The sequence below is a fragment of the Kitasatospora sp. NPDC057692 genome, assembly GCF_042799475.1.
Classification (GTDB): Bacteria; Actinomycetota; Actinomycetes; order Streptomycetales; family Streptomycetaceae; genus Kitasatospora.
Genome location: NZ_JBHVIV010000003.1, coordinates 52,016 through 64,969, shown reverse-complemented (window position 1 = coordinate 64,969; position 12,954 = coordinate 52,016). Strand labels below are relative to the sequence as shown.

The following is a 12,954-nucleotide window of genomic DNA, read 5'->3' as shown; positions in this document are numbered from 1 at the left end:
CGAGCCCCTCCGCCCCGACACGTCCTGGCTGTCGCTGGTCATGACAGCGGGCCGGGAGTACCGGCCGGAGGCGCTGCCCTGCGCGTGTTGTCGAGGGTAAGGGCGGACCGGCACTTTGCCCCCGTCTCCGTGCCGTGCTGTGGCTGGAATCACCAGAACGCCGGGGAGGCGGGGGCGGGGCGCGCGCCGGCGGCGCGTCAGCGGTGGCCGGGGCGCCGGAGGGCCCAGCCGCGGATGGTGCCGGGGTACCAGCGGGGGTGCCCGCCGGCGTCGACCAGGTCCGGTTCGGGCAGCAGGCCGTGCCGCCGGTAGGTGCGCACGGTCTCGGGCCGGACGTTGATGTGGCGGGCGATCTCGGTGTACGACCACAGGTCGGAGCCGCGGCTCACGGGTCACCTCCGCTGGTGCGTGGGGGGACGTTCGCGAGCAGCCTTTCCGCACGGCCAGGGAACCCCGGCCGCGGACCGGACACCGTGGCCGTACCGTGACGAACCGGGAGCAGGACCCGGACAAATCCCCGGTCCGTCACGACCGGGGCGTCACGACCGGGGCGTCACGACCGGGGCCGCGGCCGCCTCAGGCCCAGAGCTGGCCCTGCAGCGCCTCGACGGCGGCCTCGGTGGACTCGGCGGTGTAGATGCCGGTGGACAGGTACTTCCAGCCGCCGTCGGCGACCACGAAGACGATGTCCGCGCGCTCGCCGGCCTGGGCGGCCTTGCGTCCCACCCCGATCGCCGCGTGCAGGATCGCGCCGGTGGAGACGCCGGCGAAGATGCCCTCCTGCTGGAGGAGTTCGCGGGTGCGCCGGACGGCGTCGGCGGAGCCGACCGAGAAGCGGGTGGTGAGCACCTCGGCGTCGTACAGCTCGGGGACGAAGCCCTCGTCGAGGTTGCGCAGGCCGTAGACCAGGTCGTCGTAGCGCGGCTCGGCGGCGACGATCCGCACCCCGGGGACCTTCTCGCGCAGGTAGCGGCCGACGCCCATGAGGGTGCCGGTGGTGCCGAGGCCGGCCACGAAGTGGGTGACGGTGGGCAGGTCGGCGAGGATCTCGGGGCCGGTGCCGGTGTAGTGGGCGCCGGCGTTGTCGGGGTTGCCGTACTGGTAGAGCATGACCCAGTCGGGGTGCTCGGCGGCGATCTCCTTGGCGATCCGCACGGCGGTGTTGGAGCCGCCGGCGGCGGGCGAGGGGATGATCTCGGCGCCCCACATGCGGAGCAGTTCGCGCCGCTCCTCGCTGGTGTTCTCGGGCATCACGCAGACCATCCGGTAGCCCTTGAGCTTGGCCGCCATGGCCAGCGAGATACCGGTGTTGCCGCTGGTGGGTTCGAGGATCGTGCAGCCGGGGGTGAGCCGGCCGTCGGCCTCGGCGCGCTCGATCATGTGCAGCGCCGGGCGGTCCTTGATGGAGCCGGTGGGGTTGCGGTCCTCCAGCTTGGCCCAGAGGGTGACCAGGCCCTCGGTGTTCCCGGGCACCGCGGCGGACAGCCGGGGCAGGCGCACCAGCGGGGTGTTGCCGACGGCTTCGAGCGGGCTGTCGTAGCGCAAGGGGTCCTCCGACGGGCGGCGGTGGGGTTCGGTACGGGCGGGACCCGCGGCGTCCCGCCCCGGGCGGTGCGCGGGGCGGGACGGCTACGGGCGGGTGGTCAGCGGGCGCCGCCGGCCACGGCGGGCAGGATGGTGACGCTGTCGCCGTCGGCGAGCGCGGTGGAGATGCCCTCCAGGAAGCGGACGTCCTCGTCGTTCAGGTAGACGTTGACGAAGCGGCGCAGCTCGCCGCCGTCCAGCAGGCGGGCGGCGATGCCCGGGTGCCGGGCGTCGAGGTCGTGGAAGAGTTCCCCGAGGTTGCTGCCGGTGCCCTCGACGGCCTTGGCGCCGTCGGTGTAGGTGCGGAGGATGGTCGGGATGCGGACCTCGATGGCCATGGGTGCGCTCCTGTGCGAGTCGTGAGGTGGGTGGGCCGCAGCGGGCGCGGCAGGGCGTTGCGGCCCGGGGCGGTGGTCCCCGCGGGCGGGCCGGTCGGGCGGCTCAGCGCGAGCGCGCCGGCGTGCCGGGACAGATCGCGCTGGCGAGCCGGCACAGGTCGACGTGCAGGCGCGCCACGAGGCGGGTGCCCGGGGCCTGGGTGCTCACATCGACGGAACGCATGGGCTCATCGTATAGATTCCCGGCCCCGCTCCTCCATGCCCGTCTCGGGATCCGGATGAGTTCGTCCCCCATGCCGAGACCGGCCGGAAAACGCAACGGCCCGCCGACCGCTCGCGGACGGTCGGCGGGCCGCGCCCAGGTGGGTGCGGGTCAGGCCGGGTAGGCCTCGACGACCTGGACGTCTTCCTCCGTGATCACACCGTCCACGATGCGGAACGAGCGGAACTGGTACGGGTCGTCGGCGCCGTTGCCCTCGGCGGTCGAGACCAGGACGTAGTGGGCGTTCGGCTCGGAGGCGTAGCTCACGTCGGTGCGCGAGGGGTAGGCCTCGGTGGCGGTGTGCGAGTGGTAGACGATCACCGGCTCCTCGTCCCGGTCGTCCATCTCGCGGTAGAGCTTGAGCAGGTCACCCGAGTCGAACTCGTAGAAGGTGGGCGAGCGGGCGGCGTTGAGCATCGGGATGAACCGCTCGGGGCGGCCGCTGCTCTCCGGCCCGGCGACCACGCCGCAGGCCTCGTCCGGGTGGTCGGCGCGGGCGTGGGCGACGATGGCGTCGCGCAGTTCTCGGGTGATGGTCAGCATGGCGCCAGGATAGCCACGCCCCGGCGGCGGACCGCCGGGGCGTCCGAGGCGCGGTCAGCGGGCCCCGGTGCCGCCGTCGTCCGGCACGTGCAGGTGGTCGTGGGCGACCGCGTGCACCGCGGCGGGGGTGTGGCGGCGCAGCCCCCGGTAGCCGGCGACCAGCAGCACGGCCCAGACCGGGAAGACGTAGAGCGAGATCCGGTTCGACTCGTCCAGGGCGATCAGCACGACCACCAGCACCAGGAAGGCCAGCGCGGCCCAGCTGCTCCAGACGCCGCCGGGGGCCTTGAAGGTGGGCGGCGGCAGGTGGCCGCCCTTCCAGGCCCGGCGGTAGCGGATCTGGCAGATGAGGATCATCGCCCAGGTCCACAGGCCGCAGACGGTGGCGACCGAGGTGATGTACTCGAACGCCTTGGCCGGGACGAGGTAGTTGAGCACCACGCCGACGCCCATCAGCAGCGAGGAGGCGGTGATCGCGGCGGCGGGGCTGCGGTGCCCGTTGAGCCGGGTGAGCCGCCCGGGGGCCTGGCCGCGCAGGGCGAGGTCGCGCAGCATCCGGCCGGTGGAGTACATGCCGGAGTTGCAGGAGGAGAGCGCGGCGGTGAGCACCACGAAGTTGATGATGCCGGCCGCGGCGGGGATGCCGATCTTGCCGAAGGTGGCGACGAAGGGGCTGACGCCGGGCTGGAACTCGGTCCACGGCACGAGCGAGAGGATGACCACCAGGGCGCCGATGTAGAACAGCGCGATCCGCCACGGCAAGGTGTTGATGGCCCGCGGGAGGGTCTTCTTCGGGTTCTCGCTCTCGCCCGCGGTGACGCCGACGAGTTCGACGCCCAGGTAGGCGAACATGACGATCTGCAGGGTCATCACGGTGGCGCCGATGCCCTTGGGGAAGAAGCCGCCGTCCTGCCAGAGGTGGGTGATCGAGGCGGTGTCGCCGGCGTCGCTGAACCCGAGGGTGAGCACCCCGACGCCGATCAGGATCATGCCGATGATCGCGGTGACCTTGACCATGGAGAACCAGAACTCGATCTCGCCGAAGATCTTCACCGAGATCAGGTTGGCCCCGTAGAGGAGCACCAGGAAGCAGAGCGCGCAGAGCCACTGCGGGATCTCGGGGGCCCAGAACTTCACGTAGACGGCCGCGGCGGTGGTTTCCGCCATGCCCGTGACAACCCAGAAGAGCCAGTACGTCCAGCCCGTCACATAGCCGGCGAAGGGGCCGAGGAACTCCCGCGCGTACTCGGCGAAGCTGCCGGCCACCGGGCGGTAGGTGAGCAGTTCGCCGAGCGCCCGCATGATCGCGAAGATCACCACGCCGGCGACCGCGTAGGACAGGATCAGGCTGGGGCCGGACTTCGAGATCGCGGTGCCCGCACCGAGGAACAGGCCGGTGCCGATCGCACCGCCGATCGCGATCATCTGGATCTGGCGGCTGCCCAGACCCCGGTGGTAGCCCTCCTCGTCCGGCTGGGCGTCGACGACCTCGTCGTAGAGCTGTTCGGCCATGCTGCACCGTCCTGGATGGGGTTTCGCGGCTGGGACTCGTGGGGGTGGGGGGAGGTGCAGTCGTACCACGCACGATCCGGATACCGGTGTCCATCTGAGCGATATTTGAGCATGCCCCGCTAGGGTTTCGCCCGTTTTGTACGGAAAGGCCCCGGCCGTTCGTCCAGCATGCGGACGAACGGCCGGGGCCTGATCCGAACGGGCGGGAGCCGCTGCGGGGACGCCCCGGAGCGGCGGCGGGCCTCAGTCGGTGAACGCCTCCAGCAGCGACTCCTGCAGGGCGCCGAGCCACAGGTAGGCCATCACCAGCGGCTTGCGGTCGTCGGTGTCCGGCAGGGCGTACAGGCCCCGCTCGTCCTCCTCGGTGACCTCCAGCCGCACGCCCAGGGTCAGCCGCAGGTCGTTGAGCGCGCCCAGCCAGCGCAGGCACGCGGCGCCGTCCAGGCTGACCGTGCCGCCCTCCCCGCCCAGGCCGTCCAGCGCCCGCACGACGTGCAGCGCGTCCTCCCGCTTGCGGGCGCGCAGGTCCAGCTCGGTGTAGCGGCGGAACTCCCCGGAGGCCTCCCGGGACTCCGCGTCGGCCGGCTCCGCCGGATCCCCGTAGGCGTCCGGGAAGAGCCGGGCCAGCGCCGGGTCGTCGGGCGCCTTGGTCGGCCCCTCGGCGAACAGCGCCGCCAGCGGGTCGCCGGACCCCTCCCCGTCCCCGCCCGGGCCGGGGCCGATCAGCTCCAGCATCTGCACTTCCAGCGAGCGCAGGATGGAGGCCTCCAGCTCGTCCAGCGCGAGCACCGCGCCCCCGCCGTCGGCACTCTCGAACAACCCAGCCATCGGTATCGGTCAGCCCGTCCTCGTCGGTTCCAGTGGTCCGCGGCCGCCCGGGCCGCCGGGACGGCCGGCCGCACCGTCGGTCGTGCGGCCGGCCGTGCGGTCAGTCGTGCTGCAGGGTCGCCCAGAGGCCGTAGCCGTGCATCGCCTGCACGTCGCGCTCCATCTCCTCGCGCGAGCCGCTGGAGACCACCGCCCGGCCCTTGCCGTGCACCTCCATCATCAGCTTCCTGGCCTTCTCCTTCGGGTAGCCGAAGTAGGCCTGGAAGACGTACTGGACGTAACTCATCAGGTTGACCGGATCGTTGTGGACGATGGTGACCCACGGGGTGTCCGGCTCCGCCACCGGCACGCCCTCGACCTCCGGGCGCTCGATCTCCACGGGCGCGACACTCACCGCCGGATCCCTCCTGCCGCTCAGTTCGGTTCCCGGGTGGCTCCCACCCGGCCGTCACGTGACCCTCCACGTGCCCCTCCTGCCCCATGCTGCCATCCGGGCGACCGGCGGGCGATTCCGCCCCGGGTCCGCGACGCGCTGGACGGATCCCCGGGCCGAGAAATCGTCACACTGACGCTAAGGGGTAGTAGCATCATCCGCATGGACGCCACTTCCGTGCCCGCGGCCGGCTCGACCGCGCTGCTCACCGACCGCTACGAGCTCACCATGCTGCAGGCCGCCCTGCGCAGCGGGGCGGCGAACCGCCGTTCCGTCTTCGAGGTGTTCACCCGTCGGCTGCCCGCCGGGCGGCGCTACGGCGTGCTGGCCGGCACCGGCCGGGTGCTGGACGCGGTGGAGAACTTCCGCTTCACCTCCGCCCAGCTCGGCTGGCTCGCCGACCAGCGGATCGTCGACGAGGAGACCCTGCGCTTCCTCGCCGACTACCGGTTCACCGGCGACATCCACGGCTACCCCGAGGGCGAGGCCTACTTCCCCGGCTCGCCGCTGCTCACCGTCGAGGGCAGCTTCGCCGAGGCGGTGATCCTGGAGACGGTGATCCTCTCGATCCTCAACCACGACTCGGCGATCGCCGCCGCCGCCTCCCGGATGACCTCGGCGGCCGGCGGACGCCCGGTGATCGAGATGGGCGCCCGGCGCGCCCACGAGCGGGCCGCCGTCTCCGCCGCCCGCGCCGCGTACGTGGCCGGCTTCGCCGCCACCTCCGACCTGGAGGCCGGCTTCACCTACGGCATCCCGACCACCGGGACCGCCGCGCACGCCTTCACCCTCGTCCACGACAGCGAGCGGGACGCCTTCCGGGCGCAGATCGACTCGATGGGCCGGGGCACCACCCTGCTGGTCGACACCTTCGACCTGGGCGAGGCCGTGCGCACCGCCGTCGAGGTGGCCGGCCCCGAGCTCGGCGCGGTCCGGATCGACTCCGGCGACCTCACCCTGCTCGCCCACCGGGTCCGCCGCCAGCTCGACGAGCTCGGCGCCACCGGGACCCGGATCATCGTCACCTCCGACCTCGACGAGTACGCGATCGCCGCGCTGGCCGCCGCCCCGGTGGACGGCTACGGCGTCGGCACCAGCCTGGTGACCGGCAGCGGGGAGCCGACCTGCGCGATGGTCTACAAGCTGGTCGCCCGAGCCGCCGGGCCGGACGGCCCGCTGGTCCCGGTCGCCAAGCGCGCGGCCGGCGGCAAGACCAGCATCGGCGGGCGCAAGTGGGCGGCCCGGCGGCCCGACGCGGACGGCGTCGCCGAGGCCGAGGTCGTCGGCATCGGGCCGGTCCCGGACGCGCTGGAGCCGCACCTGGTGCAGGTGCCGCTGGTCAAGGCCGGCGAGGTGGTCGGCCGGGAGCCGCTGGAGGCCGCGCGCGAGCGGCACGTCCGGGCCCGGGCGGCGCTGCCGCTGTCGGCCACCCAGCTCTCCAAGGGCGACCCGGTGCTGGCGACCGAGCTGCACGTGTGAGGACGGCCGGCCGCCACGGGCCGCCGCCGCGGCCCCCGGCCGGCTCCCGGACCGTCCACGAACGGTTCGTGGACGGCCTCCGGGCGGGGGAAGGGCCGGGACCGCCCCGGGCCTTCCGCCCCCGGATGCCACTGCCTACAGTCGACCGTAGAGTTCCCCCGTACGGAGCGTGAGGCCCCCTCACGTCCGCTCCCCCGTCCTCCGCAGGACCCCACCAGACCGAGGAATGCCAGCCATGCACCGGGCACTGATCGTCGTCGACGTGCAGAACGACTTCTGCGAGGGCGGCAGCCTGGCCGTCGCCGGCGGGGCCGAGGTGGCCGCCGCGATCACCGACCTCATCGCCGAGTCCGCGCCCGGCTACCGGCACATCCTCGCCACCCGCGACAACCACATCGACCCGGGCGACCACTTCTCCGACGACCCCGACTTCGTGCACAGCTGGCCGGTGCACTGCGTCGCGGGCACCGAGGGGGTCGGCTTCCACCCCAACTTCGCCCCGTCGGTCACCTCCGGCGCGATCGAGGCGGTCTTCGACAAGGGCGCCTACACGGCGGCGTACAGCGGCTTCGAGGGCGTCGACGAGAACAGCCTCGGACCGACCGAGTGGCTGCGCGAGCGGCAGGTCACCGAGGTGGACGTGGTCGGCATCGCCACCGACCACTGCGTCAAGGCCACCGCGCTGGACGCGGTGCGGGCCGGGTTCACCACCCGGGTGCTGCTCGACCTGACCGCCGGGGTGTCCGCGCCGACCACCGCCGCCGCGCTGGACGAGCTCCGGGCGGCCGGGGTGGAGCTGGTCGGCGCACCGGTCGTCGGGGGCTGAGAGACCCGCGCGCCCGCTCCGGCTCCGGCGCCGGCTCCCCGGGTGTCACCACCCGGTGGCCAGCAGCTCCACCACGTCGGTCCCGCCCAGCCGGAACGCCTCGCGCAGTTCGGCGCCGACCGCGTCCGGGTCCTCGGCCAGCCGCGCGCCGGAGACGTACACCACCCGCACCCCCAGGTACTCCATCCGGTGCTGGCCGCCGCGCGCCCAGGCCGCCTCGCCCTCGCTGACGCAGCGCAGCTCCGAATCGACCTCGACCGCGACGCCCGCCTGCGGCCAGTAGAGGTCCGGGACGGCGACGTAGGTGCCGCCGCGCATCCGCAGCTCCGGGCCGGCCATCGGGACCGGCAGCAGCCACTCGTCCACCAGCTCGCCGACCCGCTCCAGCACCCGGTCCCGCTCGGCGGCCAGCAGGCCGTCCAGCACGGCCCGCACCCGGGGGTCGGCGACCAGCCCGGACTCGGCCAGCTCGGCGGCCAGCTCGCGCACCGAGCAGCGCAGCTCGGGGCGGCGGACGGCCTCGCAGAGCACCTCGCGGACCGGCACCGGCCGGGCGGCCGTTCCCCCGCCGGTCCGCTCGCCGGCCGGCCCGCCGCCCCATGCGCCGCCCCGCTCGCCGTTCCGGTCGCCGGACGTCCACTCGCGCAGCGCGTCGGCCACCGCCCGGGCCACCGGGGCACAGGCCAGCCCGTGCACCGAGCGGGCCACCAACTCCCGCTCGGTGCGGCGGATCCGCACCTCGCCGGCGTCCTTCAGCCGCCGCTGGCGGGGCACCAGCACGTCCACCCCGGTGACGGCGGGCAGCCGGGGCACGGCGGCGAATCCGTACAGCGCGAGCGCGGCCGCTCCGGTGATCACGGCGCCCTCGCGGCGGCCGTCCTCCCGGCCGTCCCCCAGGCCGTCCCCCCGGCCGCCCTCGCGGCCGCTCTGCGCCGCGTAGAGCAGCGCCGCCCACATCCGCTGCTCCGGCGAGGGGCCGCCGGACTGCAGCAGGTAGACCCGGGGCAGCAGCCGCTGCCAGGGGCCGCCGCGGCGGCAGTGCCCGCTGATGGTCCGGGCCGGCACCCCGCGGGCGCGCAGCTGGCCGGCGGTGAGGACGTTCTGCTGACGGCGCGCCAGTTCCTCCAGGGACGGCGGCGGCGTGGGAATCCGGTAGCTCATGCCGACACCATCCCCAACGCCCCGGAGCGAGTCGCGGCCGCCTGACGCACCGTTACCCAACCGTCGCGAAACCGGGATCAGGCTGCACTTAAGTCCTCATACCCTCACCCATTCGGAGGAATGGGCGATCAGCTGCTTGTCATACTCGATCATCATCGATCGACCACCAGGCCGTCTGACCCTGCGTGATCAAGCACATACGGCGAAGTCACCTCCGGGCGTCACTCCAGCCCGCCGGATTGCCTACCCTTAGTACATGTCACGTGACGAGACCGCCGGCCTCCGCGCGGCCCAGCTCCGCCTCGGACGCCTGCCCGGATACGTCCGCCGGCCGGACCCGGCCCGCCGTAGCGGCGCACAGGGCCATACCTACAAGAAGGGGTGGGAGGTCCGCTTCACCGCTCGCAGCGAAGCGGAGATAGCCGAGATCCGCGATCTGGTGGTCGCCGCCGGATTCGCCCCCGCCCGCCCCTTCTTCAAGGGCCACCAGCTGATCCAGCCCGTCTACGGGATGGCCGCCGTCCAGGCCTACCTGGCGGCTAGACAGGTGGCCGAGGAACAGGCGGCGCGCACCGCCCACGGACGGGCCCGGCGGGGCACCGGGCCGGCCCGGCTCCGCTCCGCCGCCAAGGCCGCGCACGAGGCCGGCCGCGACACCGGCCACGACACCGTTCACGAGGCCGCCCACGAGGCGGCCCGCGAGGAACAGGAGGCCCAACAGGCCCAGCAGACCCAGGAGATCCGGAAGACCCGGCAGGATGCCGGGCGGGACGGCGTGGAGCACGCGACCGCGGAGCACGGGGCCGCGGACGTCCGGGGACGGGAGCACGAGCAGGAGCGGCTGAGCGCCGCCACGGAGGCGGCCGGGACCGCAGGGGCCGCGGCTGCGGCGGCCGCGCGGCTCGCCCGCCGACGGGCGGTCGAGGCGTTCCCCGCCCAGCTCGCCCGGGGCGCCTCGCCGGACGACCGGATCGCCTCGGCGGAGGGCCGCCGAACCAACTCCTGACGGTTCGTCAACCTTCAGCTCGTACACGGCGATCCACCGTCGAAGGGCCGGGCACGCGGGACGCGTGCGACGGGGCCGGCCCACCGTTCCGCCCCCTCTCCGGGGGCGCCGCCACGGGCCCGCGCGCGCCATCGCCGCAGCCCGGCGGGGTCCGGCGCGACCCGACCAGCGCGCGAGCGGTGGTGCGCACGGTGGTGCGGGCGCGGCTTCGCGCCGCAGGCGTGGACGAGAACCGCCGAACCGCCTACGGTGGCACATCACACCCTCTGCGGTGGCGCGCCGCCAGGCCGTCACCATCGGCCGCGCCACCCCGCTGACCGGCCACGAAGCTCCGCACCCACGCCTCTGACACCACTGCGCACCACTCCCCGCTCCACCGCCACCGCCGCACCGCCCATCGGCACCCCTCCGCCCGGCCACCGCCGGAACCGGCCGTGCGGCGGCGCCTTCCGGGCAATCCGGCCGATTGGTCACCCAGCGCACCGAGCGCCTACCGTAGAGTGAGCACAGATGATCGACCGTCAGAAGCCCATCTCACTTGCCGAGAAGCCGAGATGACCCCACGTCAAGACAGCACCGCCGAGCCGCCGCAGGGGGCCGGTGAACCCGCCGTACCGCTGGAGTTCGCGGCGTTCTGCGAGCTGCACCGACCGCGGTACCTCAGCTACGCCCGGGTCTGGCTGCCCGACCCGGAGCGGGCGGCCTTCGCCGTCCGGCAGGCCTTCGCCGAAATCGCCGTCCAGTGGCGCGAGTTGCTGGGAAGCTCGAACCCCACCGCGCACGCCTGGCAGATCCTGCGCGACACCGTCGGCGACCACACCCGGCCGAGCGGCCCGTCCTCCGGCCGCCCCGACGCCCAGGAGCGTCCCGACACCCAGGACCGGCCCGGCCGGCCCGCCGACGACGACCTCGCCATCCTGCACTACGTCGTCGGCCTCGCCGCACCGGAGATCGCCGACGTCATCGGCACCGACACCGCCAGCGTGGCCGGCCGGCTCCGCCGCACCATGCTGCGCGAGGCCTCCGGCTGGTGAGTCCCGGACCGGGACGACCTTGAGCCGGTGACCGTCCCGCCGGCTCCCTCAGACCCGCTCGCCCGTGACGTCGTACAGGTGGTGGACCGGATCGTGGACCAGGTAGCGGGCGAACGACTCCACCGTGAAGCGCGCCCCGTCGCTGCGGTTCCCGGTGCGCGCCCACTGCGCGCCCGACACCCCCTCGAACGCCGCCGCCAGCACCTCCGCGGCCCGCGCCAGCTCCCCCGCCACCGCGGCCGGCTCCTGCTCCCCGTACCGCTCGGCGACGGCCGTCGCGTCCTGGTCCCAGTTGGGGAACAGCGGGTCGTCCTCGGCCAGCATCAGGTTCAGCCGGACGTGGAACAGCCGGAAGACGTCCCGGACGTGGCACGCGTACTCCAGGTCCGACCAGATCTCCGGACGCGGACGGCGGCGCAGCGCCTCCGGCTCCCCGGCCAGCACCCCCGCCCAGCCCGCCGCGTTGGCCCGGATCATCCCGGCCACGTCCTCCCGGCCGACCGCGCCGGAGTCCAGCCCGCAGTCCGCGCAGGGGCGTTCCAGCACCCAGGTCCAGTCCTTGGTGTCGGGGACGATCGCGTCGTCGCCGGTCGTGCCGCTGAGGTGCTCGGAAGTGGTCATGCGCCCAGGATGACCGGGCCCGCACCGCTCCCACCAGCGGCGTCAGCGCCAGGGGGCGCCGAAATCCTGCCAGCGCCGACGCTCCCGGCGCCGGCCTCACCGCCGCTCCCGGCGCCCTCGGGGGCCTCGAAGGACTCGAAGGCCTCGCGGGCCGCGAGCAGGTCGGCCAGGTTGGCCCGGCTCCAGTCGCACACCGCGTCCATCGGCCCCAGCAGCGTCCGGCCGAGCGGCGTCAACGCGTACTCCACCCGCGGGGGGTTCTCCGCGTACTCCGTTCGGCTGACAACACCGTCCTTCTCCATCGACCGCAGCGACTCGGCCAGCACCTTCGCCGTGATCCCCACCAGCGGCACCCGCAGCTCCGAGAAACGGCGCGGTCCGCCCTCCAGGCAGCGCACGATCTTCCACGCCCACTTCCTGCTGCCCAGCACGGGGACCCGCTGCACCGGGCAGTGCGGATCGAAGAAGTCCGCCGGCAGCGGCGCGGGCGCGGTCCTGGTCATTCCCCGACGGTAACCGAACGGACGTGCCCGCCGGTACCGTTGAAGTAACCGGCACCCCCCGTTCTACCGTCACGGCAACGGCGGGCGGCGATCGCGCCCCCGCCCGGCACCGCCCCTGACGAACGGACGGAGACCCCGTGAACCCCACCACCGATGTCATCGTGTTCGGCGCCGGAGGCCAGGTCGGCCGCGCCGTGGTCGCCGAGGCCCGCCGACGCGGCCTGACCGTCACCGCCGCCGTCCGCGCCCCCGAACGGCACGCCGACCTGGCCGGCCCCGGGACCGCCCTGGTCCGCTGCGACGTCACCGACCCGGCCGCCGTCGCCGACGCCGCCCGCGGCCACGCCGCCGCCGTCAGCAGCGTCTACACCCCCGACGTCCCCTCCGGCGACTTCTACCCCGCCGCGGTCCGCGCCCTGGTCGCCGGCCTCGGTACGGCCGGCGTCCGCCGGCTCGTCCACGTCGGCGTCGCCACCACCCTGGAGACCGCCCCCGGCGTCGCCCTCCACGACGACCCCGCCTTCCCCCCGGCCCACCGCGCCTTCTCCCTCGGCCACGCCGCCGCCCTCGGCCTCCTCCGGGACTCCCCCGCCGTCCTCGACTGGACCGTCGTCACCCCGCCCCTCGACCTCGACCGCACCGCCCCCGGCACCGGCCGCTACCGCACCGGCGGCCCGCAGGTCCTCGGCGCACGGATCGCCCAGGCCGACCTCGCCGCGGCCGTCGCCGACCAGCTCACCGGCCCGGCCGCCCGCCACCGCGAGCAGATCTCCGTCGCCGAGTGAGCCGCCGGCCCGTGAAATCAGTGGAGGGATCGGAGCGTT

The 12,954-nt window shown here is 74.2% G+C and carries 16 protein-coding genes; 5 read left to right on the top strand and 11 right to left on the bottom strand.

Translation table 11 applies throughout. The features are described from left to right. Positions 1-197 precede the first annotated feature (197 nt). The 8 genes from ACFVFS_RS02515 to clpS form a co-directional block, all read right to left on the bottom strand. A complete protein-coding gene (locus tag ACFVFS_RS02515) occupies positions 198-389 on the bottom strand; it encodes a MerR family transcriptional regulator (protein WP_380619233.1) in 192 nt (63 codons plus the stop codon). A gap of 187 nt (positions 390-576) precedes the next feature. Next, positions 577-1,545: a PLP-dependent cysteine synthase family protein gene (locus tag ACFVFS_RS02510; RefSeq protein ID WP_380619231.1), complete on the bottom strand. Its 969-nt coding sequence runs from the start codon at positions 1,543-1,545 to the stop codon at positions 577-579. A gap of 98 nt (positions 1,546-1,643) precedes the next feature. Next, positions 1,644-1,922 (bottom strand): MoaD/ThiS family protein, encoded by a 279-nt coding sequence (locus ACFVFS_RS02505; protein WP_350544771.1) that lies wholly within the window; start codon positions 1,920-1,922, stop codon positions 1,644-1,646. A 103-nt stretch (positions 1,923-2,025) separates the two neighbouring features. Beyond that, complete coding sequence (locus ACFVFS_RS02500; protein ID WP_327677307.1) at positions 2,026-2,145, bottom strand: putative leader peptide; 120 nt, start codon at positions 2,143-2,145, stop codon at positions 2,026-2,028. Between the two features lie 150 nt (positions 2,146-2,295). Then, the gene (locus tag ACFVFS_RS02495) at positions 2,296-2,727 is read right to left on the bottom strand and encodes a Mov34/MPN/PAD-1 family protein (RefSeq protein WP_380279306.1); all 432 of its coding nucleotides are present in this window, start codon (positions 2,725-2,727) and stop codon (positions 2,296-2,298) included. 54 nt (positions 2,728-2,781) lie between these two features. After that, positions 2,782-4,239: an amino acid permease gene (locus ACFVFS_RS02490; protein WP_380619229.1), complete on the bottom strand. Its 1,458-nt coding sequence runs from the start codon at positions 4,237-4,239 to the stop codon at positions 2,782-2,784. 243 nt (positions 4,240-4,482) lie between these two features. Next, on the bottom strand, positions 4,483-5,067 hold the full coding sequence (locus ACFVFS_RS02485) for a DUF2017 domain-containing protein (protein ID WP_380619227.1): 585 nt from the start codon (positions 5,065-5,067) through the stop codon (positions 4,483-4,485). A 100-nt stretch (positions 5,068-5,167) separates the two neighbouring features. Beyond that, positions 5,168-5,461, bottom strand: coding sequence for an ATP-dependent Clp protease adapter ClpS (gene clpS, locus ACFVFS_RS02480; protein WP_380619226.1), 294 nt, complete (start codon positions 5,459-5,461; stop codon positions 5,168-5,170). A gap of 201 nt (positions 5,462-5,662) precedes the next feature. Here clpS and ACFVFS_RS02475 point away from each other — a divergent pair, with 201 nt between their 5' ends. Both ACFVFS_RS02475 and ACFVFS_RS02470 read left to right on the top strand, forming a co-directional pair. After that, complete coding sequence (locus ACFVFS_RS02475; protein ID WP_380619224.1) at positions 5,663-6,979, top strand: nicotinate phosphoribosyltransferase; 1,317 nt, start codon at positions 5,663-5,665, stop codon at positions 6,977-6,979. A 235-nt stretch (positions 6,980-7,214) separates the two neighbouring features. Further along, a complete protein-coding gene (locus ACFVFS_RS02470) occupies positions 7,215-7,805 on the top strand; it encodes an isochorismatase family protein (protein WP_380619223.1) in 591 nt (196 codons plus the stop codon). Between the two features lie 45 nt (positions 7,806-7,850). On the opposite strand, the gene ACFVFS_RS02465 is transcribed toward ACFVFS_RS02470, so the two are convergent. Next, positions 7,851-8,966, bottom strand: a complete 1,116-nt coding sequence (locus ACFVFS_RS02465; protein WP_380619222.1) for a hypothetical protein — start codon at positions 8,964-8,966, stop codon at positions 7,851-7,853. Between the two features lie 256 nt (positions 8,967-9,222). Here ACFVFS_RS02465 and ACFVFS_RS02460 point away from each other — a divergent pair, with 256 nt between their 5' ends. Further along, complete coding sequence (locus ACFVFS_RS02460) at positions 9,223-9,972, top strand: hypothetical protein (RefSeq protein WP_380619220.1); 750 nt, start codon at positions 9,223-9,225, stop codon at positions 9,970-9,972. Between the two features lie 554 nt (positions 9,973-10,526). Continuing rightward, positions 10,527-11,006 (top strand): RNA polymerase sigma factor, encoded by a 480-nt coding sequence (locus ACFVFS_RS02455; RefSeq protein WP_380619219.1) that lies wholly within the window; start codon positions 10,527-10,529, stop codon positions 11,004-11,006. Positions 11,007-11,054: 48 nt separating this feature from the next. Here the strand turns inward: ACFVFS_RS02455 and ACFVFS_RS02450 are convergent, their stop codons facing one another. Both ACFVFS_RS02450 and ACFVFS_RS02445 read right to left on the bottom strand, forming a co-directional pair. Beyond that, complete coding sequence (locus tag ACFVFS_RS02450; RefSeq protein WP_380619217.1) at positions 11,055-11,627, bottom strand: DinB family protein; 573 nt, start codon at positions 11,625-11,627, stop codon at positions 11,055-11,057. Continuing rightward, positions 11,624-12,130 (bottom strand): winged helix-turn-helix transcriptional regulator, encoded by a 507-nt coding sequence (locus ACFVFS_RS02445; protein WP_380619215.1) that lies wholly within the window; start codon positions 12,128-12,130, stop codon positions 11,624-11,626. Before ACFVFS_RS02445 ends, ACFVFS_RS02450 begins: the two co-directional genes overlap by 4 nt. Positions 12,131-12,267: 137 nt before the next feature. Between ACFVFS_RS02445 and ACFVFS_RS02440 the strand changes: the two genes are divergently transcribed. Then, positions 12,268-12,915: an NAD(P)-dependent oxidoreductase gene (locus ACFVFS_RS02440; protein ID WP_380619213.1), complete on the top strand. Its 648-nt coding sequence runs from the start codon at positions 12,268-12,270 to the stop codon at positions 12,913-12,915. The last annotated feature ends 39 nt before the right edge of the window (positions 12,916-12,954 follow it).